The organism is Aminobacter sp. NyZ550, assembly GCF_025628925.2.
Taxonomy (GTDB): domain Bacteria; phylum Pseudomonadota; class Alphaproteobacteria; order Rhizobiales; family Rhizobiaceae; genus Aminobacter; species Aminobacter ciceronei.
Genome location: NZ_CP114190.1, coordinates 5,105,270 through 5,125,683, shown reverse-complemented (window position 1 = coordinate 5,125,683; position 20,414 = coordinate 5,105,270). Strand labels below are relative to the sequence as shown.

Below are 20,414 nucleotides of genomic sequence, written 5' to 3'. Positions count from 1 at the left end.
GCTGCCCCTCATCCCCCTGCCGGGACCTTCTCCCCGTGGAACGGGGAGAAGGAGGATGGCCGCAACGCTGACGTCCCCCTCGCCCCGTTTACGGGGAGAGGGTAAGGGTGAGGGGCAGCGCCTCGCTTACCTAGAGGTCCGCAGGCCATGAACGCGCGCTACCCCGCTATCGCATCCGATATCCTGAAGCTCTTCGCCGCGCGCGGGGCCGATGCCGTCGATGTGCCGGTGCTGCAGCCGGCCGATCCGTTTCTCGACATGGCCGGCGAAGACCTGCGCCGCCGTATCTTCCTGACCGAAAGCGAGACCGGTGCGTCGCTCTGCCTGCGGCCGGAATTCACCATTCCGGTCTGCCTCGACCACATCCACACCCAGTCGGGCACGCCGCGCCGCTATTCCTATCTCGGCGAGGTGTTTCGCCAGCGCCGCGAAGGCGGCAACGAATTCTTCCAGGCCGGCGTCGAGGACCTTGGCGACAAGGACATCGCCGCGGCCGACGCGCGTTCGGTGGCCGATGCGCATGCACTGCTGTCGTTGTGCCTGCCCGGGCGCGAGCTCACCGTCACGCTCGGCGACCAGGCGATCTTCGAGGCGGTGCTGGCCGCACTCGGCCTGCCGCGCGGCTGGCGCATGCGCCTGGCCCGTGCCTTCGGCTCGGCCGAGCTTCTGGCAGCGCTTGGCGATCTCGCAGCGCCCACCCGCAGCTCGGCTCTGGCCGAGCCCGCGGCCTCGCTCGTCGCCGATGCCGACCACGACGCGCTGGCCGCCCACATCGCCGCCGGCATGGAGCAGGCCGGTCTTTCGCCTTCCGCCGGCCGCACGCCCAACGATATTGCCCGCCGCCTGATCGAAAAGGCCGAACTGCGCAGCGTGCGGCTGTCGAGCGATGCCTTCGAAGCGCTCGAACGCTTCCTTGCCATCGACGTGGTGCTCGACGAGGCACCGGCAGCGCTCAAGGAATTTGCCGCCGGTGCCGGCCTGACTTTGGGGGCCGCACTCGACAATTTCGCCGCCCGCGCCAAGGTCATTGCGAACCACGGTCTCACCGCCGGTTCCGTCCGTTACGATGCCGCCTTCGGCCGCCCGCTCGATTATTATACCGGTCTGGTGTTCGAGATATCAGGTCCCGACGCGGACCGACCGCTGGCCGGCGGCGGTCGTTATGACCGCCTGCTGACCCTGCTCGGCGCCGGCAAGCCCATTCCCGGCGTCGGCTTCTCCGTCTGGCTCGACCGTATCGAAGCCTTGAGGGAGGCGCGCTGATGGCCATTACGATCGCACTTCCCTCCAAGGGCCGCCTCAAGGAACAGGCGCTCGAGGTGCTGGCGAAGGCCGGTTTCACCGTCAACCTGCCCGACGACGACCGCCGCTACCGCGCCACCATCGAAGGCAGGGCGGATATCGAAATCGCATTTCTCTCGGCGTCGGAGATCTCGGGTGAGATCGGCCAGGGCAATGTCGACCTCGGCATTACGGGCGAGGACCTGATCCGCGAAAACCTCGCCGACTGGGAACGCAAGGCCGCGATCATGGCACGTCTCGGCTTCGGCCATGCCGATGTTGTCGTTGCCGTGCCCGATATCTGGCTCGACGTCGACACCATGGCCGACCTCGACGATGTCGCCGCCGATTTCCGCCAGCGTCATGGCCGCCGTCTGCGCATCGCCACCAAATACTGGCGGCTGACGCAGCAGTTCTTCTCCCAGATGCACGGCATCCAGGTCTATCGCATCGTGGAAAGCCTCGGCGCCACCGAAGGTGCACCGGCCGCAGGCTCTGCCGACGTCATCGTCGACATCACCTCGACCGGCTCGACGCTGCGCGCCAATCATTTGAAGATCCTGTCGGACGGCGTCATCCTGCGCTCGCAGGCCTGTCTGGTGCAGTCGCTGAAGGCCCGCAATGCGGCCGACGAGGCGACGCTCGCCGCATTCAATGCCGCAGTAGCGGCCGCAAGCCGCTGACGATCCGCGCCAACTCCAGGCACTCATTGTGCCGCGGGCTGTTGCGACGCCAGGCCAGGCAGATGCGCCGCTCCGGCACCGGTTCGGCAAAGGGCACGATCTTCAAGTCGCGCTGGTCGCCCGCCGGGCCTGCCGCCATCTCCGGCATCAGCGTCACCCCCAAGCCGTGCGCCACCATCTGCAAGAGTGTCGTCAGGCTGGTCGCGCCATAATTGGCCATCGCCACCGGCTTGACGCTGCCGCACACGGCAAGCGCCTGCTCGCGCAGGCAGTGTCCTTCCTCGAGCAGCATCAGCCGTTCGAGCGCCGGGCTTTCCGGCGGTACCGGCGGTGACACGAAGTCGGGGTCGTTGGCCGGCACAGCGAGATAGAAGCGGTCGGAAAACAGCTCCTGTGTCGTCAGCCCGGCATGGTCGAGCGGCAAGGCGGCGACGAAGGCGTCGATGCGCCCGTTGAGCGCGTCCTCGGCGAGCGATCCGGTGATCGCCTCGCGCAGTTCAAGCCTGAGATTCGGGTATTCCTCCTTCAGCGCCGGCAGCACATGTGGCAAGAGGTAGGGCGCCACCGTCGGGATGATGCCGAGCCGCATCCGCCCTTCCATCGCCAGCCGGCCGCGCCGTGCCGTTGCCTCGACCTCGCGGATTTCGGCGAGAATCCTGTCGATGCGCGGCAGCAGTTCCAGCGCATCCTCGGTCAGGCGCACCGCCTTGCCGCCGCGTTCAAACAGCGTGCAGCCGAGCCGTTCCTCCATCTCGGCGATCTGCGTCGACAGCGCCGGCTGGCTGACGCCGGCATATTCGGCGGCGCGGCCGAAATGCAGCGTCTGGGCCAGTGCGGCGAAATATTCCATCTGTCGGATCGTGAGGCGGATCATAATCAAAAGCTATCAAACTTCTTAGAAAAGGCAATTTGGCTTTATCGACATCGCATCCTAGACTGGAACTATTCCAATCAAGGCGGTATACAGTATTCAGTTTCGCGCCTAAAACGGTCTAGCAAGTTCTATCCAGAGGGAGGGCGCAAGCCATGACGCAATTGACGATTTTCAGGAACGCCGCGGTGCCCGACCCCGCCATGGCCGCATCGGCCTGACCGCTTCTGGCCTGGCGTCGCCCGACCAGGTCGAAAATAACCACGCAAAGACGTTCGGAAAGAGATCAACATGGATACCAAGACCGAGACGAGCGCGGGCAAATGCCCTGTCGCCCACAAGCCCACCGGCACCGGCAATCGTGACTGGTGGCCGAACATGCTGGACCTCAGCGTCCTGCACCAGCATTCCAGCCTGTCCGACCCGATGGGGGAGGCGTTCGACTACGCCAAGGAGTTCGAGAGCCTCGACCTCGACGCGGTGATCAAGGACCTGACCGCGCTGATGACGGATTCGCAGGACTGGTGGCCGGCCGACTTCGGTCATTACGGCCCGCTGTTCATCCGCATGGCCTGGCACAGCGCCGGCACCTACCGCATCGGCGACGGTCGTGGCGGCGCAGGTGCTGGCCAGCAGCGTTTCGCTCCGCTCAACAGCTGGCCTGACAACGTCAACCTCGACAAGGCCCGCCGCCTGCTGTGGCCGATCAAGCAGAAATATGGCCGCAAGATTTCCTGGGCCGACCTGATGATCTTGACCGGCAACGTCGCGCTGGAATCTATGGGTTTCAAGACCTTCGGCTTCGCCGGCGGCCGCGCCGACGTCTGGGAGCCCGAGCAGGACATCTACTGGGGCAAGGAGGGCAAGTGGCTGGCCGACGAGCGCTACAGCGGCGACCGCGAGCTCGAAGGACCGCTGGCCGCCGTCCAGATGGGCCTGATCTACGTCAACCCGGAAGGCCCCAACGGCAATCCCGATCCGCTGGCAGCGGCGCGTGACATCCGCGACACCTTCGCCCGCATGGCGATGAATGACGAGGAGACCGTGGCGCTGATCGCCGGCGGCCACACCTTCGGCAAGACCCACGGCGCCGGCGACGCCGCCAATGTCGGCGTCGAGCCTGAAGCCGCCGACATCGAGCAGCAGGGCCTTGGCTGGCACAACAGCTTCGGCACCGGCAAGGGCGGCGATACCATCGGTTCCGGCCTGGAAGTGACCTGGACGACGACGCCGACCAAGTGGACGAACAACTTCTTCTGGAACCTGTTCGGCTATGAGTGGGAGCTGACCAAGAGCCCGGCCGGCGCACACCAATGGACGCCCAAGCACAATATGGGTGCCGGCACCGTGCCGGACGCGCATGACAAGTCCAAGCGTCACGCGCCGGCGATGCTGACCACCGACCTCGCGCTGCGCTTCGATCCCGCATACGAGAAGATCTCGCGCCGCTTCCTGGAAAACCCGGATCAGTTCGCCGATGCCTTCGCCCGCGCCTGGTTCAAGCTCACCCACCGCGACATGGGCCCGCTTGCCCGCTATCGCGGCCCGCTGGTGCCCAAGGAAGAGCTGATCTGGCAGGATCCGATCCCGGCTGTCGACCACGTGCTGATCGACGATGCCGATGTCGCGGCCCTCAAGGCCAAGATCCTCGGTTCGGGGCTTTCAGTGTCGCAACTGGTCTCGACCGCCTGGGCTTCGGCCTCGACCTTCCGCGGTTCGGACATGCGCGGCGGCGCCAATGGCGCGCGCATCCGCCTTGCCCCGCAGAAGGACTGGGCCGTCAACCAGCCGGCGCAGCTGGCCTCGGTGCTGGACAAGCTTTCGGCGATCCAGAGCGAGTTCAACGCCGAGCAGTCGGGCGGCAAGAAGGTGTCGCTCGCCGACCTGATCGTGCTCGGCGGCGCCGCCGCCATCGAGAAGGCAGCCAAGGATGCCGGCAACGACGTCACGGTGGCTTTCACGCCTGGCCGCATGGACGCCTCGCAGGAGCAGACCGACGTCGAGTCCTTCGCTCCGCTCGAACCCACCGCCGACGGCTTCCGCAACTACACCAGCGGCCGCCAGCGCCTGAGCGCCGAGGAGAACCTCGTCGACCGTGCGCAACTGCTGAAGCTGACCGCACCGGAGCTGACCGTGCTCGTCGGCGGCCTGCGCGTGCTCGGCGCCAATACAGGCGACACGGCCCACGGCGTTTTCACCGCCCGTCCCGGCACGCTCTCCAACGACTTCTTCGTCAACCTGCTCGACATGGGCACGGTGTGGACGGCGACATCGCCTGCCAAGGACGTGTTCGAGGGCCGCGACCGCAACAGCGGTGAAGCCAGGTGGCTGGCGACCCGCGTCGACCTTTTGTTCGGCTCGCACTCGCAGCTGCGCGCCCTGGCCGAGGTCTATGGTTCGGCCGATGCCGGTGCGAAGTTCACCAGGGACTTCGTCGCTGCCTGGAACAAGGTGATGAACGCCGACCGCTTCGCATAAAGAGGCCGATTCGATTGAACGAGGCAGGCGCGGAGCGATCCGCGCCTGTTTCATTTTGCGCCGCCGGTCATTGCCGGAAGTTTTTGCCCCGACAAGGCGGGCCAGCGCTTGTGCATTCCGCCGCTGCTGTTTAGCTAGGCCTGATACGGGTCAACCGAAAGCGGAAAACCGAACATGCGACTTGGCGGACGACTGGCTGCGGCCATTGAAGTGCTCGACGATATCGAAAGGCGGCACAGGCCCGCTGCGGATGCTCTGAAGGATTGGGGCCTGTCCCATCGCTTTGCCGGCGCCGGCGACCGCGCCGCGATCGGCAACATCGTTTACGACGCCCTGCGCCGCAAGCGTTCCGCCGGCTGGCTGGTCGGCGACGAGACCTCGCGCGCGCTCGGCTTCGGCGCCCTGCTGCTCGAATGGGACCAATCCGCCGAAGCGCTCAACCAGACGCTCGACGGCGACAAGTTCGCGCCCGAGCCGCTGAGCGCTGCCGAACTGGCGACGATTGCCAGCCACAAGCTCGACGAGGCGCCCGACGCCGTCCGTGCCGATTGCCCCGACTGGTGCGCGCCGCTGCTCGAACGCGCCTTCGGCGCGGCGTGGGTGGCCGAGGGGGCGGCCCTGGCCGCGCGTCCGCCGCTCGACATCCGCGCCAACACGCTGAAGGCCGACCGCGACCGCGTCGTTGCCGAACTCGAAGGCACCCAGGCAGCACCCACGGCCCTTGCTCCGCACGGCGTCCGCATTCCGCCCATCGACGGCAGCGGCCGCCATCCCAATGTCCAGGCCGAGCCGGCATTCCAGAAGGGTTGGTTCGAGATCCAGGACGAGGGCTCGCAGCTGGCCGCGGAACTGGCCGGCGCCTTGCCCGGCATGCAGGTTCTCGATTACTGCGCCGGTGCCGGCGGCAAGACGCTCGCGCTCTCGGCGGCAATGGAAAACCGCGGCCAGATTTTCGCCCATGATTCCGAGAAGTCGCGGCTCGCGCCGATGTTCGACCGGCTGCGTCGCTCCGACAACCGCAATGTCCAGGTGGTGTCCAAGCCGTCCGAACTCTCGGCCCTGACCGGCCACATGGACCTCGTGCTGATCGACGCGCCTTGCACCGGGAGCGGCACCTGGCGCCGCCGGCCCGACGCCAAGTGGCGACTGACACAGCGCCAGCTTGACGTGCGCAAGGCCGAGCAGTCGGCTATTCTCGACACCGCCAGCGCCTATGTGAAGCCGGGCGGGCTCGTCGTCTACATCACCTGTTCGGTCTTCGACGAAGAGAATGCCGACCAGGTCGCAGCGTTCATCGAACGCAACGAACGCTTCAAAACCGTCGACCACCAGGCCCTCTGGTCGCAGCATTTTCCTGGTCGCAGCGATGCCGTACGCTTCGGGGAACAGGGCCTGTCGTTGACCCCGGCCCGCAGCGGCACCGACGGCTTCTATTTCGCCGCGATGCGTCGCGCCTGATCTCGGGTAGCACAGGTCGTTCTGCGCTGTGGCGGAGCGAAATGTGCAACCAGATCCGGCCTTTGGCGTTCTGCGCCTCGGGTGCGCAGTGCAGGAGGTCGCATGAACAGATACGTCGCCTTGCTCGGTTTCATCGTCGTCGTCTTCGGCGGCGGCTTGCTCATCGGCTATCTGACGCTGCCGGGCGAATGGTATGCCGGGCTCGCCAAGCCGTTCTTCAATCCGCCAAACTGGATTTTCGGCCCGGTCTGGTCGGTGCTGTATGTCCTGATTGCGCTCGCCGGCTGGCGCGTCTGGTCCAGCGATCCTCATGGCGCTGCGATGCGCCTGTGGGTTGCTCAATTGGTGCTCAATTTCCTGTGGTCGCCGACCTTCTTCGGACTGCAGCAGATGGGCCTGGCCCTGCTGGTCATCCTGGCCTTGCTTGCCGCCATCCTCGGCTTCATGGCGACTACGGCGAAATCGGACCGTGTCGCTGCCTGGCTGTTTGCGCCTTATGCCGTCTGGGTCGCCTTCGCCACCTTGCTCAACGCGTCGCTGTGGTGGCTCAACTGATTGCCTTTTGCACTGCAGCATTTCCGGTTGCCAGCTTTTGCCGGCTTTGCGATAAGCGAAGCCAAGAGGACATCCGATATGGCAGCCAAGATCGTACCCGCGGCCGACTATGACGAGCGCGTCAGGTCGTCCTTCGCGCGCCAGAGCGCGATGCGCACCATCGGCGCCGAACTGACGCTGGTCACTCCAGGCATCGTCGAGATCGAGATGCCTTATTCCGGAGAGCTGACCCAGCAGCATGGCTTCCTGCATGCCGGCGTTATTTCCACCGCTCTCGATTCCGCCTGCGGATACGCGGCCTTTTCGCTGATGCCCGAGAATTCGAGCGTGCTGACCATCGAGTTCAAGGTCAATCTGCTGGCACCCGGCAAGGGCGAGCGCTTCCTGTTCCGCGGCTCCGTCACCAAGCCGGGCCGCACCATCGTCGTCGCCGACGGTCAGGCCTATGCCATAGCGGCCGACGGCGAGGCCAAGCTGATCGCCACCATGACCGGAACGATGATGGCCGTTGCCGGCCGCGACGGCATCGAGGGCTGAGACCATGCCGATCACCCAGTTCGCCGGCCGCAACGTCTTGTTCGTCATGGCCGTCGACGCCGAATATGGCCCGCATCTGCGCGCACTGTTCGAACCGCTGATGACCGGCGTCGGCCCGGTCGAATCAGGCGTCGTTGTCGGTGCCGAATTGTCCCGGCTCGCCGCCTGCAACGGATTGCCCGATCTCGTTGTCTGCCTTGGGTCGGCCGGCAGCCGCAGGCTGGAACAGACCGAAGTCTACCAGGCCGTGTCGCTTGCCTATCGCGACATGGATGCCTCCGCACTCGGCTTTGCGAAGGGCACCACGCCCTTCCTCGATCTGCCGGCGACGGTGGACTTGCCGCTGCGCATTCCCGGCGTCAGGGAGGCGAGCCTCTCCACCGGCGGCACCATCATTTCGGGCAGCGCCTACGACGCGATCCCCGAGGACATGGTCGACATGGAGACCTTCGCCGTGCTGCGCGCCTGTCAGTTCTTCGGCGTGCCGCTGATCGGCCTGCGCGGCATCTCGGACGGCGCCGCCGACATCAGTCATATCGACGACTGGACCGAGTATCTCCACGTCGTCGACGAAAAGCTGGCGCATGCCGTCAACCTGCTCGGCCGCGCCATCCAGAGTGGCGAGCTGAGGCTCTAGGCAAGGCGCGGCAAGTCCTTGGCGTTGCCGAACAGGATGCCGGCAAGCCGCACTTTGACGTCGCGGTCCCTGTTCACATAGGTGATTTCGCCGGCCTCGTGGTCGAGCGCCCAGTGGCCGGTCACGCCATTGTCCCAGTCGACGACATAGCCGCCCTCGGCGAGCGCCCATGTTCCCGTGCGTGTCTCGCCGTCGTCGAGCAGCATGTGTGCCACATCGCCGGTCTCGAAATAGACATAGGCCTCCTTGCCATTGCGGTCGAGCACGTGGGTCGTGCCTGGCATCAGCACCTTCAGCGCGGCCTGATCGAGAATTGCCATCGTCGTTTCCTCTTGCTATCCAGTTGGTCAAGGTTCTTGACGATATGCGTGATTGGAAAAATGGTCAAGCAGCTTGACAAAAATGCGGCGAAGCCGTTGCCCGACCATGTCGGCTGGCGCCTGTGGCAGGCGAGCCGCGCCTGGCAGGCCGAGTTCGCGGAGGCGATGCGCGCGGCCGGCCATGGCTGGTTCAGCGAAAGCCGCGCCGGCCTGCTCGGCCACATCGCGCGCCGCGGCACCAGGCAGGCGGCGCTCATCGAACGCGCTGGCATCTCCAAGCAGGCGGTGCAGCAACTGCTCGACGGGCTGGAGGCGGAGGGCGTCATCGAGCGCGCGCCCGATCTTGAGGACAAGCGCGGCAAGCTGGTTCTCTACACCGCAAAAGGCCTTGCCGCGCTCGACGACGGCGACGCCATCAAGCTCGACATCGAAAAGCGTTACCGGCAGCATCTGGGTGAGGGCGGCTTCGATGCCTTGATGGCAGCGTTGCGCGCCCTCGCTGAACCGCAAGCCCGATGATAGGCTCGGCGGGCTGGGCCGGGCATTGCACAGCGCACTTGTCACCCATGCAATCGAGCCCATTGCACAGACGTGATTCTTTCTTTAAACGCCCGCCATGAAGAACTCCGAGCACCCCGAAACCGTCCTCATCATCGACTTCGGCAGCCAGGTGACGCAGCTCATTGCGCGTCGCGTGCGAGAGGCCGGGGTCTATTCCGAGATCGTGCCCTTCCAGTCGGCCGCAGAAGCCTTCAAGCGGATCAACCCCAAGGCGGTGATCCTCTCGGGCAGCCCGCATTCCACCGTCGACATCGGCAGCCCCCGCGCCCCTGAAGCCGTCTTTTCCGCCGGCATCCCGGTGCTCGGCATCTGCTACGGCGAGCAGACCATGTGCGCCCAGCTCGGCGGCAAGGTCGAGGCTGGCCACCACCGCGAGTTCGGCCGCGCCTTTCTCGAGATTCAGGACGACAGCCCGCTGTTCGAGGGCGTCTGGGCCAAGGGCACCCGTCACCAGGTGTGGATGAGCCACGGCGACCGCGTCACCGAGATCCCCGAGGGCTTCCGCGTCATCGGCACCTCGAACGGCGCGCCCTTTGCAGCCATCGCCGACGAGAGCCGCAATTTCTACGCCGTGCAGTTCCACCCCGAGGTCGTGCACACGCCTGATGGCGCGAAGCTCTTGCGCAACTTCGTGCACAACATCGCCGGCATCGAGAGCGACTGGACCATGCACGCCTATCGCGCGCATGCCGTCGAGGCGATCCGTAAGCAGGTCGGCGACAAGAAGGTCATCTGCGCCCTTTCGGGCGGCGTCGACTCGTCTGTCGCGGCACTGCTGATCCACGAGGCCGTCGGCGACCAACTGACCTGCATCCTCGTCGACCATGGCCTGATGCGCAAGAATGAGGCGGCCGATGTGGTCGCCATGTTCCGCGAGCACTACAACCTGCCGCTGATCCTGGTCGATGCCTCCGACCGCTTCATTTCGGCGCTTGAAGGCGAGTCCGATCCGGAGAAGAAGCGCAAGACCATCGGCCGCCTGTTCATCGAAGTGTTCGAAGAAGAGGCCAAGAAACTCGGCGGCGCCGACTTTCTCGCCCAGGGTACGCTATATCCCGACGTCATCGAGAGCGTTTCCTTCACCGGCGGTCCCTCGGTCACCATCAAGTCGCACCACAATGTCGGTGGCCTGCCCGAGCGCATGAACATGAAGCTGGTCGAGCCGCTGCGCGAGCTGTTCAAGGACGAGGTCCGCGTGCTTGGCAAGGAACTCGGCCTGCCGGACAGCTTCATCGGCCGCCATCCGTTCCCCGGACCGGGCCTCGCCATCCGTTGCCCGGGCGGCATCAGCCGCGAGAAGCTCGAAATCCTGCGCGAAGCCGATGCGATCTACCTTGACGAGATCCGCAAGGCCGGCCTCTACGACGCGATCTGGCAAGCCTTTGCCGTGCTGCTGCCGGTCCAGACCGTCGGCGTCATGGGCGACGGTCGTACCTACGAGTTCGTCTGCGCGCTCCGCGCGGTGACCTCGGTCGACGGCATGACCGCCGACTTCTACCATTACGACATGAACTTCCTCGGCCAGGCCGCCACCCGCATCATCAACGAGGTCCGCGGCATCAACCGTGTCGTTTACGACGTCACTTCGAAGCCGCCCGGCACGATCGAGTGGGAATGATTCAGGCCCATCCGGCCGTATCCAAAAGTACGCTACGCTGCGATCTAACTGCCTGTAATAAAAGATAAATTCTGTTTAGGCCTGTCGAGGACAATCGGCAGGCAGCAGACGGACCTGTCGTGCGTTCTGACGGGCCTCCCCCATATTGCGCTCCGCGACTTTCGAAAGTACCGTCACAGGAAACGAGGGTCGTGACGGTACTTTTTGGCGAATAACTCATTGAATTAAAACAGATTTATTCGCCACGAGCCTCTGAAATACCCCTGACGGTACTTTCCGGAGGAAGTGCTCGCATGTTGACGGATGTTGCCCTTAAGTCATTGAGGCCAAAGCAAAAAATGTACAAGGTGGCGGACCGCGACGGCATGTACGTTCGCGTCATGCCTAGCGGCGCGATCTCATTTCGCCTGGATTACAGGATCAATGGTCGGCGCGAGACGGTCTATCTCGGCAGGTACGGCCGGGATGGTATTTCACTTGCCAAAGCGCGCGAGCTTTGTCTCGATGCCCGGCGGGCGGTTCGCGAGGGGCGGTCTCCTGCGCTGGAAAAGCAGCGCGATAAGCGGCGCCTGAAGGAGGCCAGGAGCTTCGGCGAGTTGGGCGTGAAGTGGCTTGAAGGAGCGCCTATGGCCGAGAGCACGCGCGCGATGCGCCGATCAATCTTCGAGCGCGATTTATTGCCTGTCTGGCGAAACCGCCTGCTCACAGAAATCACGCCTGACGATCTGCGTGCCCATTGCGCAAAGATTGTCCAGCGAGGGGCACCCGCGACCGCAATCCATGTGCGCGATATCCTGAAGCAGATTTATGGCTTTGCCATCCTGCACGGGGAGAAGGTCGCTAATCCCGCAGATGAAGTGGGGCCCGCGTCTATCGCGCATTTCGTGCCACGCGATCGTTCGCTGTCGCCGGCCGAAATCCGTGTGATGTTGAAGACCCTGGAGAAGATCGCAACCCTTCCGACCATTCGGTTGGGAATGAAGCTCTTTCTGTTGACCATGGTTCGAAAGAGCGAGCTTCAGGATGCGACCTGGGATGAGGTGGATTTCGGAAACGCAGTCTGGTCGATCCCGAAGGAGCGCATGAAGCGGTCCAAGGCGCACAATGTGTATCTGTCGCGTCAGATGCTCGACATCTTCATCGCGCTGAAGACCTGCGCCGGTAACTCTCGTTACGTGCTGCCTTCACGCTATGATGCCGATGCGCCAATGTCGCGGGCCACATTTAATCGGGTCACCTACCTTGTCGTCGAGCAGGCGAAGAAGGACGGTCTGCCCCTTGAGGCCTTCACCGTGCACGATCTGAGGCGGACGGGGTCGACGCTACTCAATGAACTGGGCTTCAACAGCGATTGGATCGAAAAATGCCTCGCACATGAAGATGGTCGCTCGTCACGAGGCGTCTACAATAAGGCCGAGTACGAACTGCAGCGCCGCCATATGATGCAGGAATGGTCTGATATGGTGGACGCCTGGATCGAAGGTCGGCGACATGCGGTTGTTCTCATCCCGCCCTCGCTGCCGATCTTTGAGCCTGATCCATCTCTTTGAACGCGCGGTGATCGGCGCCTATCGCCGGCACCGATGCACCAGATGCAGCAAATGCGCCGAAGTCTCGTGCCGACAGTTCCGGCAGCTCTGTGCAGGCGAAAGATTGACGGTCTCTTGCTTAAGAATGGACGTAATCTCGCTTTAAATTGGCCGGATACAAAGGACCGCGATGAAGTCGACGTGATTATCGAAGATCGGCGTGGCCGTTGGCATTCAAGGCGTTGGCAACGATAAAGCGGATGACTTTCGGGGGGCGACAGCTTCAGGAGGCGCCGCTCTCGCTGCTCTGGTCCACGTGAAGGGCCCGCTTTTCCCCGCGGAAAGCCACTAGACAGCAACACCGTAAGCCCTGGGTGCGGTCTTATGCGCGCCTTCAGAGTGTCCTGCTCCCGAGCGGTAGCGGTGTGGTTTCAAGTGAACGTTTTTCGTCCAACTGATCCCGTTCGGGAGCTGATTTCGATCTATGATACCGATCGGGATCAGCCTCCCCTTGAAACATCGATGGCATGTCGCTATGTTCCCGATCGGGAGCAAACATATGGCGAGTAAGAAACCTCAATCCACTCTGAGTGACAAAAGCGCTACGGAGCTTGCGAAGCTTGCTGGGCAGGTTGTCTCTCAAGACCTGGCGAAGCACGCTGCCGATATCAACGCGCCATTTCTAAGCGCGACAGATCTCGTCAAGGCGTTTTCGCGATTGGGGATTGCCAGCGACTTTGACAAGCATTTGCCAACTCTACCGCCCAAGATCGACCTCCAGATCCCGGATTTGCTGGAACCAGTTCAGGTCACGCTGCCACGCCCGTTTCCTGAGTCAACTAAAGACCTGGCGAAACACCTTGCTGATTTCACCGTTCCCAAAGATGCGCTCACAAACCTCGGGGAGGGATTGTTGCCATCGGACCATGGCCTCAAACTAAACGCAACAGATCTCGCCAAGGCGCTCTTGCAGTCTGAGGGTGCAGATACCCTGTTTGGGGGGGGCTCCGAAGTGGCGCCGAAGATCGACCTTCAGCTTCCGGACATGCCGCAAGGTGTACGGGTCTCCCTGCCGCATTCGGTTCAGGATTCGTATAAACAGCAGAATAGGGCGACGGGAGACGATAATGCGATCGCGTCGCGGGCTATTCGTGACACGGAAGCGGAAGGGTTGGAGGTGGTCTCTCCTTCAGATCTCGGACTGCTGGTGCGTCGCGCACGCGAAACCCGCCATCTATCGCAGCAGAGCTTCGCTGACCTGGCGGGTGTCGGGCGCAGGTTTCTGTCCGAGCTGGAAAACGGCAAGCCGACTCTCGAACTGGGCAAAGTTCTGAAGGTCGCCCGCACGGCCGGCATATCGCTCTTTGCTCGGCAGAGGTGACTGACGTGGATCTTCTTGCCCTTGATGTAAGGCTGGATGGTTTTGATGATCCTGTTGGCGTCTTCGTACGTGACGAAAGGGGTGCCGTCGCTTTCGGATACAACAGACGCTATCTCGCGAACCCCGATGCCGCCCCCTTATCTTTGTCTCTTCCGCTCGTTGGGGGGCCTTACCCCGATGTTGCCGCGCGGGCCTTTTTCGACAATCTCCTTCAGGAGCGAGACGGCGCGCTAACGGAAGTGATGGAGCGAGAGGGGCTTGCCCGAGACGACATCGCTGGCCTGCTGTTTCATCTCGGGAAGGACTGTGCAGGGGCTCTCTCTGTCCTCCCAATGGGATCGCCGCCTGCCAAGGTTCCGGGCGACTACGAACGGGACTATGTCCCTATACCACCAGACCGGCTCGCTGCGATTGTCGAGGCACTCCACAATCGCACGCGTTTGCCCACCGGAATGGAGGATCCATCTCCGCTGGCTGGTGTGCAAAGCAAGATCGCATTGACAGTTCTTCCGGACGGAAGGTTTGCCGAACCGAACCCGGGATCAGGTGCGCCAACAACGCACATTCTGAAGGTGCCGGATCAGGGGCATAAGCGTGATGCGCGGTATGAGGCAGAGGCGATGGATCTGTCGCGGAAATTGGGTATGGAGACGGCGGAAGCTACAGCGCTTCCGGTTGGGGGAATCGAAGCCCTTCTCGTCACCCGTTTCGACCGCGGGCGAGATAGGCTGGGCAGGGTCGTACGCCTGCATCAAGAGGATTTCGCCCAGGCTCTCGGGCTGCCTGCCTCGATGAAGTATGAGCGGCGAGGGAGGGAAGGCCGTCGTTTTGATGTTTCCGGCATTCGCAAGATACTTGAACAGACCGTTGACCCTGCCCGGGCCAAGGAAGCCTTCATTCAAGCCACGATATTTGATCTCTTGGTGGGTAATGCCGATGGCCATGCCAAGAATTTCGCTCTCCTTTACGAGCCGGGCGGCCGTGTCCGCCTGGCGCCGCGCTACGACATTCTGCCCACGCGACTGGACGACAGCCTGACTGACGAACTGCCTTACAGCATCGGTGAGGCAAAGACGCTCGACGAAGTTACGCCGAGCGCGCTCGACGCGTTTTTCCAAGCGCTAGGGATCGAAAACGCTGCGGGACGGAGGCGCCTGGCTCAGCGATACGCGAGAGATATTGCGTTTGCGCTGGCCAGCCATCTGAAGGCTCTCGAAAAAAATGAGAAGCGCTTCGCAGACTTGATTGCGTCCAACATCAGAGCTTTGCTCGGCGCTTTGGAGATAGAAATACCCGACGCGGCCAGGGAGCGGGATGCGTTTATCAGCAAGGCTGGTGGATGGCACATGAGTTGACGAGGACCGGGCCTGCGCCCCAGGCGATTGTGTCAACGAGCCTGCTCTGTCTATTTCGACGATCTAGGTCGCCGTTTGCTGAGGTCCGGCGCTGGTGTGCGCTGGATTGGAGTGGCTCTACGGGCTGCGAGCCAGGTGTGAACCTCACTGAGATCCCAGACCACGCATCTCGGTGTGAGGGCGAAGCGGCGGGGGAATTGCCCTCGCTGCTCCATTTCGTAGATGGTGCTGTCGGCCAGCGGTATGATCTGCCGCAGCTCCTTGCGTCGAATCGTCCGCTTGATCGCGAAATCCCTCTCCTGGGCCATCGATCTCTCCTTCGATTTTTCGTTGGAGGTGACTGAAGGCGATTGTGATCGAGAGGAGAAGGACCAAAATCAATGCGTCGTACAGGCGGCGGGAATCTCGCACATACAGGACTAGGTGGCGTCTCCGGACTGGAACAGCCGTCAACAGGCTGCGCCTGCGCTACGGATTCAGATGAGGCGTCCGCCGAGCCTTCGCAAACCCGCGATCTGTCGCGATAAAGCGCTGGAGCATCGGTACGATCAGACGGATGGGCTCGGTTGCCGACTGACCGCTCTCGCGGCTGAGGATGTCGGCATAAGTCTTGAGATCGCGATGCAGCGACGCTGGAAGCTCCAACGTTACCTTGACGGGCCTGTCATCGGCGATGGGGTGTAGTTTCAGCTTGGTCATTGCGTTGCTCCATAGGGCTCCAGCACGAGATCACGCGTGACGATGACGCGTACCGGGAAACCCGGCCGGATGGTCAGCGTCGGCGCGACGGTGAGCTGCCTGCGAATTATCTGTTGGCCGGCATCGTTGATCGTATCCTGCGCTCCGTCGCGAATTGCGCGCAACAGCCGGTGCTCGTCGTTGATCGCCAACTCCGCGCCGGCGGCGAGCAGCGTGGAGAGACCGGCGGCCTTGGCCAGATCCCACCAGTGATAGTCCACCCCATCCTCGAGGCCGGCATAGCCTTGCGTATCGGCGCCCGGCAGACGCTCGAGAACTATGGAACGGCCACTCGGAAAAATGAGCCGGTTCCAGACAAGAAGTGCGCGGCGCTGACCGAATTGGACGTTGCTGTCATACTGCCCGATGATCCGGGTGCCCTGCGGCACGAGCAGGGCGCGGCCGGTTGGGCTGTCGTAAACGTTCTCCGTCACCTGCGCGGTGACCTGTCCAGGCAGATCGGACCTGATGCCAGTTATGAGTGCGGCCGGGATGACAGCGCCAGCCTGGAGGACGAAGGGCGATGCCGGTGGCATGACGCGGTCGCGCGCCACTGTATTTCTGTCGGCGGCGGCGTTGAGGAAAGCCAGTTGTTTGTCTTGCATGGTCTGTTGCCCAAGCTGGCCGCTCAGATCAAGGCCCGGAAAAGCCGCTTCCTGTTCGCCTCTCCCGACCGTCCCGGCTGATCCTCCCCGTGATTGGAAAAAGACTGTGCTCGTCCGTGCGGCCTCTTCCTCGGCGCGCCGGCGCTGTTCCGCCTCATCGACAGGCGGTGCCATGATCGTGGGTGGTACCACGGGCTGCCCCCTGTTCTGTGCATCGAGGATAGGCCGGCCGAGATCGCCGGGTAGCGCCGGCCCGAGGATCGGGCCGGCATAGTCGCGCGGCAAGCCGGCGAGACCGTCGGCGGGTTGCCGATTGGCGGTCGAGTAGAGCTCTTGGTCGTCGGCGCCGGGCACGCGCGTCTGAAGCGCATAAATCAGTGCACCGCCGATGCCGAGCAAGGCGACGACGCCGACGCCGACGATGACCTTTGGCGACAGGCGGGTGATGCGCGGTGTTTCGGCGCGAAGGCGCATCGGAGCGACATTGTCTGTCTCACTCATGACGAGGGCCTTCCATCAGTGCGCACAATCCTTACGGTCTGCTGCCGATCCCCGCCGCCAAGACGAAGTTCGGCTGCGCCGAACAGGCGATCGACGATCAGGACGTGTTGGTAGATGCGGCTGTTGGCGATCTGGGCTTCGCCGTCCGGCCCGATGATCAACAGTGGCGGCATCTCGCCCTGCACGATGCCGCGTGGAAACTCGACAAAGACGCGCCGGCCGTCATCATAGACAGCGACAGGCCGCCAAGGTGGATTGTCGCCCTTAAGCCCGTAGCGATAGTTCCGCGCTGCGACAGCCGGAATGAGTGGTGTTGCCGGAATGGCTTGGCGCTGTCCGGCTGGCTGCTTTGGATAGGCCCAGGCCACCGCCGGCATATATGGCTTTTCGCCGGAACGCAGCTCGATCATGTAGGTGCGCCGGTCGGTGGTGATGACCAGGTTGGTCGAGATGTCGGCGCGTGTAGGCTTTACCAGCACATGTGTACGCCGGGTGATCCCGCTACCGCTCTCGGTGTCTCCGATGATCCAGCGAGCGGTGTCACCGGCGGCGATCGGGCCTGCGCCGGTCAGACTCTCGCCGAGTTCGAGCGCGATGTTGGTGATCTGCCCGGGCGCGGCATAGACCTGGTAGAGGGCGCCTTCGCTCCAGGGATAGATCTGGATGGCATTGTAATAGCCTTCGCGGCGTGGCTGGACGCGCGCGGCGGCATTGGCATTCTCGACACGCGCTGTCGGGGTCAAGGCGGCACTACCGCCACGTGCCGGGGTCCAGGCAGGCGGGATATGGAGAGCCTTCTGTTTGACATCTGCCGCAGCCATGGGGATCGCAGGGAGGGGCGGCACGTCGGCGTCGTAGCTGATCACAGGCGGTTTGCTGGTGGCGCAGCCCGCGAGCATGGCGGAAAGCAAAAGGACTGGAGTTACGGATTTGCGGAAGGACGGGTTGCCGCCTCTGCGGATCGTCGGCCGGTTCATTGGCTCATCTCCTGTGACCAGTTGATGGCATTGACATAGATGCCGAGCGGATTGGCGCGGAGCCTTTCGGCATCGCGTGGCGGCTGGATCACGTTGGTCAGGATTGCAGTCCAGCGCTGGGTCGTGGAGAGCTTCCCGCTCTCGTAATGGCGTTCGGTCCAGGCGACGCGGAACGAATCTGGCGAGGCGCGGATCACCGAGGAGACTTCAACCGCGATTTGTTGCTTGCCGACCTTGGTGAATGGGTCGTTGGTGCGAGCATAGTCGTTGAGCGCCGCAGCACCGCGATCCGTGGTCCAGTCATAGGCACGCAGCCAATTCTGGCGGACGATGATCGGGTCCGCCGGGATCGAGCGGACCTGTTCGATGAAGCGGGCGAGATGCCATGCGATCTGCGGATCGGTTGGCCGATAGTCGGCGCTTGCCGGCACGACAGCTTGCGCCTGACCGAGATTGTCGACTTGCACGATCCAGGGCACGACGGTCCCGCGCGTCGACTGCCAGACGAGTGCCGCGGCGAACACGCCGGAAAGGATCAACGATCCAAACGCCATGTAGCGCCAATTCTTGGCCTGAACGCGGGCCGAGCCGATGCGTTCGTCCCAGACCTGCGCGGCCTTTTGATAGGGGGTCTCGGGTTGAGGTGTCTTGCCGTAATGCGCGGCGGGTCGCCTGAAGAGGTTCATGAACGATCACTTGTCTGAAGGTTGACGGAAGAGGCGGAGGCATGGCTGTCGCCGGAGCGGATGGCGTGGGCGGTTGTCTGGACAGCATGGCTCATGTGGCCGGACCGACGCATACGCTGCGCCCAGCCGGGCGCATGGATGGTGGAAGCTGGCGCAGCCTCAGCCGTGCCTCCGACCGAGCCCATGGTCGAGGAGCCGCCGGTCGCGCTGAAGCCGGCCTTGACGCCGTCGGCGAAGCTTGACCTGACGCTAGCGGCAGCCCTGCGAAGCGGCGATGTCGCCGCGTTGCCTGCGACATGTGCAACGCCCCCCAGTCCGGAGGCGCTACCGGCCGCGCCGGACTGACCGAGGGAGGCGAGCGAATAGGCAGATGACGCCGCGCCAGAAGCGAGTGCACCGCCACGGACGGCTGCCGCGCCAGCCGAGACGGCGGCAGCGCCGCCCTTGGCCGCAAGACCAGCAGCACCAGCAGCGGCCAGCGTCATACCACCTGCCGCAAGACCCGTGCCCACCGCCGCTCCGGCGCCAAGCTGGGGTCCACCGCTGACAAGCCCCGACGCAATGCCGGGACCGAAGATGCCGAGACCCAGCAGCGACAGGGCAGCGAGCACGACAGCCATCGCGTCGTCGATGCTCGGGGTCTGGCCGCCGAAACCTTGCGTGAACTGGCTGAACAATGTCGAGCCGATGCCGATGATCACGGCGAGCACCAGCACCTTGATGCCGGAGGAGACAACGTTTCCGAGCACACGTTCGGCCATGAAGGCCGTCTTGCCGAACAGTCCGAAGGGGATCAGCACGAAGCCGGCCAAGGTGGTCAGCTTGAATTCTATCAGTGTGACGAAGAGCTGAATCGCCAGAATGAAGAAGGCGAGGATGACGAGCGCCCAGGCGAAGAGCAGGCAGGCGATCTGGATGAAGTTCTCGAAGAATGCCACCCATCCCATCAAGTCGGAGATGGACGCAAGCAGCGTCCTGGCTGCATCGAGGCCGGTTTGTGCCACCTTGCCGGGGCGCATCAGGTCCGCCGTCGAGAACCCCGTGCCGGAGCCCTTGAGGCCGAGGCCCGCGAAACTGTCGAAGACGATGTTTGCGAGATTGTTCCAGTTGGAGATGAGATAGGCGAAGACGCCGACAAACAGTGTCTTCTTGACCAGCCGCGCCATGATGTCGTCGTCAGCGCCCCAGCTCCAGAACAGAGCTGCCAGCGTCACGTCAATGACGATCAGCGTGGTGGCGATGAAGGCGACTTCTCCGCCCAAAAGGCCAAACCCACTGTCGATGTAACGGGCGAAGACTCCGAGGAAGTTGTCGATAACGCCGGCGCCTCCCATGCTTCACCGCTCTTCCTGAATTCGCGGAGCAGGAGGCACGGGCGTGCGACCAAGGAACAGGTCGCGTGTTTCTGCCCAAACGCGCAGGCATTCGACGTCTTCAGCCGCCTTCAGTCCAAGCTGCTGGCACCGGCGCTGTCTCTCGTGCAGTTGATTGGCCTCGGGCCGTAGAACCAGCACCGGCGCCGTCGCGGGCACTGGTTGCTTCCGGGTCAGTTCAATCGCTGTCGCCGTGACGGCGACAGCGACGAACACGACTGCGCCGAGGCGCGCAAGCATCTTGCCATCCATCGATGTTCTCCTCTGGCC

The 20,414-nt window shown here is 63.5% G+C and carries 21 protein-coding genes; 12 read left to right on the top strand and 9 right to left on the bottom strand.

The features are described from left to right. The first annotated feature begins 147 nt into the window (after nt 1–147). Nucleotides 148–1,263 carry an ATP phosphoribosyltransferase regulatory subunit gene (locus tag N7E70_RS25475; protein WP_263007981.1) on the top strand — a complete coding sequence of 372 codons (1,116 nt, stop codon included), beginning with the start codon at nt 148–150 and terminating at the stop codon, nt 1,261–1,263. Beyond that, nucleotides 1,263–1,964, top strand: a complete 702-nt coding sequence (hisG, locus tag N7E70_RS25470; RefSeq protein ID WP_263007980.1) for an ATP phosphoribosyltransferase — start codon at nt 1,263–1,265, stop codon at nt 1,962–1,964. The genes N7E70_RS25475 and hisG overlap by 1 nt, the downstream gene beginning before the upstream one ends. Here hisG and N7E70_RS25465 read toward each other — a convergent pair. Continuing rightward, a complete protein-coding gene (locus N7E70_RS25465; protein ID WP_263007979.1) occupies nt 1,933–2,838 on the bottom strand; it encodes a hydrogen peroxide-inducible genes activator in 906 nt (301 codons plus the stop codon). The two genes, hisG and N7E70_RS25465, sit on opposite strands and share 32 nt — an antisense overlap. 288 nt (nt 2,839–3,126) lie before the next feature. On the opposite strand from N7E70_RS25465, the gene katG reads away from it, so the two are divergent. The 5 genes from katG to N7E70_RS25440 all read left to right on the top strand — a co-directional run bounded on the left by katG (nt 3,127) and on the right by N7E70_RS25440 (nt 8,500). Continuing rightward, nucleotides 3,127–5,313 carry a catalase/peroxidase HPI gene (gene katG / locus N7E70_RS25460; RefSeq protein WP_269441428.1) on the top strand — a complete coding sequence of 729 codons (2,187 nt, stop codon included), beginning with the start codon at nt 3,127–3,129 and terminating at the stop codon, nt 5,311–5,313. 174 nt (nt 5,314–5,487) lie between these two features. Further along, nucleotides 5,488–6,771, top strand: coding sequence for an RsmB/NOP family class I SAM-dependent RNA methyltransferase (locus tag N7E70_RS25455; protein ID WP_263007975.1), 1,284 nt, complete (start codon nt 5,488–5,490; stop codon nt 6,769–6,771). A gap of 102 nt (nt 6,772–6,873) precedes the next feature. After that, nucleotides 6,874–7,326 carry a TspO/MBR family protein gene (locus N7E70_RS25450; protein ID WP_192318222.1) on the top strand — a complete coding sequence of 151 codons (453 nt, stop codon included), beginning with the start codon at nt 6,874–6,876 and terminating at the stop codon, nt 7,324–7,326. 78 nt (nt 7,327–7,404) lie between these two features. Then, nucleotides 7,405–7,863: a PaaI family thioesterase gene (locus N7E70_RS25445; RefSeq protein WP_184771279.1), complete on the top strand. Its 459-nt coding sequence runs from the start codon at nt 7,405–7,407 to the stop codon at nt 7,861–7,863. A gap of 4 nt (nt 7,864–7,867) precedes the next feature. Then, nucleotides 7,868–8,500: a 5'-methylthioadenosine/S-adenosylhomocysteine nucleosidase gene (locus N7E70_RS25440; protein ID WP_263007974.1), complete on the top strand. Its 633-nt coding sequence runs from the start codon at nt 7,868–7,870 to the stop codon at nt 8,498–8,500. Here N7E70_RS25440 and N7E70_RS25435 read toward each other — a convergent pair. Then, the gene (locus tag N7E70_RS25435; protein WP_263007973.1) at nt 8,497–8,820 is read right to left on the bottom strand and encodes a hypothetical protein; all 324 of its coding nucleotides are present in this window, start codon (nt 8,818–8,820) and stop codon (nt 8,497–8,499) included. The genes N7E70_RS25440 and N7E70_RS25435 overlap by 4 nt on opposite strands. Before the next feature lie 60 nt (nt 8,821–8,880). Between N7E70_RS25435 and N7E70_RS25430 the strand changes: the two genes are divergently transcribed. The 5 genes from N7E70_RS25430 (at nt 8,881) to N7E70_RS25410 (ending at nt 15,264) form a co-directional block, all read left to right on the top strand. Then, complete coding sequence (locus N7E70_RS25430) at nt 8,881–9,339, top strand: MarR family winged helix-turn-helix transcriptional regulator (protein ID WP_263007972.1); 459 nt, start codon at nt 8,881–8,883, stop codon at nt 9,337–9,339. 97 nt (nt 9,340–9,436) lie between these two features. Next, nucleotides 9,437–10,999, top strand: a complete 1,563-nt coding sequence (guaA, locus tag N7E70_RS25425; protein ID WP_263007971.1) for a glutamine-hydrolyzing GMP synthase — start codon at nt 9,437–9,439, stop codon at nt 10,997–10,999. A 293-nt stretch (nt 11,000–11,292) separates the two neighbouring features. Next, nucleotides 11,293–12,549, top strand: a complete 1,257-nt coding sequence (locus N7E70_RS25420) for a tyrosine-type recombinase/integrase (RefSeq protein ID WP_067965111.1) — start codon at nt 11,293–11,295, stop codon at nt 12,547–12,549. Between the two features lie 538 nt (nt 12,550–13,087). Then, nucleotides 13,088–13,909 (top strand): helix-turn-helix transcriptional regulator, encoded by an 822-nt coding sequence (locus tag N7E70_RS25415; protein WP_246340840.1) that lies wholly within the window; start codon nt 13,088–13,090, stop codon nt 13,907–13,909. 5 nt (nt 13,910–13,914) lie between these two features. After that, nucleotides 13,915–15,264, top strand: a complete 1,350-nt coding sequence (locus tag N7E70_RS25410) for a HipA domain-containing protein (protein WP_154385356.1) — start codon at nt 13,915–13,917, stop codon at nt 15,262–15,264. 50 nt (nt 15,265–15,314) lie between these two features. Here the strand turns inward: N7E70_RS25410 and N7E70_RS25405 are convergent, their stop codons facing one another. From N7E70_RS25405 to trbK-alt, 7 genes are all read right to left on the bottom strand, one after another. Next, nucleotides 15,315–15,572, bottom strand: coding sequence for a helix-turn-helix transcriptional regulator (locus N7E70_RS25405; protein WP_083948686.1), 258 nt, complete (start codon nt 15,570–15,572; stop codon nt 15,315–15,317). Between the two features lie 160 nt (nt 15,573–15,732). Continuing rightward, complete coding sequence (locus N7E70_RS25400; RefSeq protein ID WP_067965108.1) at nt 15,733–15,963, bottom strand: DUF2274 domain-containing protein; 231 nt, start codon at nt 15,961–15,963, stop codon at nt 15,733–15,735. Further along, the gene (locus tag N7E70_RS25395; RefSeq protein ID WP_154385357.1) at nt 15,960–17,108 is read right to left on the bottom strand and encodes a TrbI/VirB10 family protein; all 1,149 of its coding nucleotides are present in this window, start codon (nt 17,106–17,108) and stop codon (nt 15,960–15,962) included. The genes N7E70_RS25400 and N7E70_RS25395 overlap by 4 nt, the downstream gene beginning before the upstream one ends. Further along, nucleotides 17,105–18,085: a P-type conjugative transfer protein TrbG gene (gene trbG / locus N7E70_RS25390; protein ID WP_067965104.1), complete on the bottom strand. Its 981-nt coding sequence runs from the start codon at nt 18,083–18,085 to the stop codon at nt 17,105–17,107. The genes N7E70_RS25395 and trbG overlap by 4 nt, the downstream gene beginning before the upstream one ends. After that, nucleotides 18,082–18,771 (bottom strand): conjugal transfer protein TrbF, encoded by a 690-nt coding sequence (trbF, locus tag N7E70_RS25385; protein ID WP_154385358.1) that lies wholly within the window; start codon nt 18,769–18,771, stop codon nt 18,082–18,084. Before trbF ends, trbG begins: the two co-directional genes overlap by 4 nt. Further along, nucleotides 18,768–20,105 (bottom strand): P-type conjugative transfer protein TrbL, encoded by a 1,338-nt coding sequence (trbL, locus tag N7E70_RS25380; protein ID WP_182574756.1) that lies wholly within the window; start codon nt 20,103–20,105, stop codon nt 18,768–18,770. Before trbL ends, trbF begins: the two co-directional genes overlap by 4 nt. A 3-nt stretch (nt 20,106–20,108) precedes the next feature. Continuing rightward, a complete protein-coding gene (gene trbK-alt / locus N7E70_RS25375) occupies nt 20,109–20,396 on the bottom strand; it encodes a putative entry exclusion protein TrbK-alt (protein ID WP_067967030.1) in 288 nt (95 codons plus the stop codon). Nucleotides 20,397–20,414: the final 18 nt, after the last annotated feature.

Excerpts from the sequence above, each read along its gene's own strand:
- N7E70_RS25475 (WP_263007981.1), top strand. The coding sequence starts at position 148 with ATGAACGCGCGCTACCCCGCTATCGCATCCGATATCCTGAAGCTCTTC.
- hisG (WP_263007980.1), top strand. The coding sequence starts at position 1,263 with ATGGCCATTACGATCGCACTTCCCTCCAAGGGCCGCCTCAAGGAACAG.
- N7E70_RS25465 (WP_263007979.1), bottom strand. The coding sequence starts at position 2,838 with ATGATCCGCCTCACGATCCGACAGATGGAATATTTCGCCGCACTGGCC.
- katG (WP_269441428.1), top strand. The coding sequence starts at position 3,127 with ATGGATACCAAGACCGAGACGAGCGCGGGCAAATGCCCTGTCGCCCAC.
- N7E70_RS25455 (WP_263007975.1), top strand. The coding sequence starts at position 5,488 with ATGCGACTTGGCGGACGACTGGCTGCGGCCATTGAAGTGCTCGACGAT.
- N7E70_RS25450 (WP_192318222.1), top strand. The coding sequence starts at position 6,874 with ATGAACAGATACGTCGCCTTGCTCGGTTTCATCGTCGTCGTCTTCGGC.
- N7E70_RS25445 (WP_184771279.1), top strand. The coding sequence starts at position 7,405 with ATGGCAGCCAAGATCGTACCCGCGGCCGACTATGACGAGCGCGTCAGG.
- N7E70_RS25440 (WP_263007974.1), top strand. The coding sequence starts at position 7,868 with ATGCCGATCACCCAGTTCGCCGGCCGCAACGTCTTGTTCGTCATGGCC.
- N7E70_RS25435 (WP_263007973.1), bottom strand. The coding sequence starts at position 8,820 with ATGGCAATTCTCGATCAGGCCGCGCTGAAGGTGCTGATGCCAGGCACG.
- N7E70_RS25430 (WP_263007972.1), top strand. The coding sequence starts at position 8,881 with ATGGTCAAGCAGCTTGACAAAAATGCGGCGAAGCCGTTGCCCGACCAT.
- guaA (WP_263007971.1), top strand. The coding sequence starts at position 9,437 with ATGAAGAACTCCGAGCACCCCGAAACCGTCCTCATCATCGACTTCGGC.
- N7E70_RS25420 (WP_067965111.1), top strand. The coding sequence starts at position 11,293 with ATGTTGACGGATGTTGCCCTTAAGTCATTGAGGCCAAAGCAAAAAATG.
- N7E70_RS25415 (WP_246340840.1), top strand. The coding sequence starts at position 13,088 with ATGGCGAGTAAGAAACCTCAATCCACTCTGAGTGACAAAAGCGCTACG.
- N7E70_RS25405 (WP_083948686.1), bottom strand. The coding sequence starts at position 15,572 with ATGGCCCAGGAGAGGGATTTCGCGATCAAGCGGACGATTCGACGCAAG.
- N7E70_RS25400 (WP_067965108.1), bottom strand. The coding sequence starts at position 15,963 with ATGACCAAGCTGAAACTACACCCCATCGCCGATGACAGGCCCGTCAAG.
- N7E70_RS25395 (WP_154385357.1), bottom strand. The coding sequence starts at position 17,108 with ATGAGTGAGACAGACAATGTCGCTCCGATGCGCCTTCGCGCCGAAACA.
- trbG (WP_067965104.1), bottom strand. The coding sequence starts at position 18,085 with ATGAACCGGCCGACGATCCGCAGAGGCGGCAACCCGTCCTTCCGCAAA.
- trbF (WP_154385358.1), bottom strand. The coding sequence starts at position 18,771 with ATGAACCTCTTCAGGCGACCCGCCGCGCATTACGGCAAGACACCTCAA.
- trbL (WP_182574756.1), bottom strand. The coding sequence starts at position 20,105 with ATGGGAGGCGCCGGCGTTATCGACAACTTCCTCGGAGTCTTCGCCCGT.
- trbK-alt (WP_067967030.1), bottom strand. The coding sequence starts at position 20,396 with ATGGATGGCAAGATGCTTGCGCGCCTCGGCGCAGTCGTGTTCGTCGCT.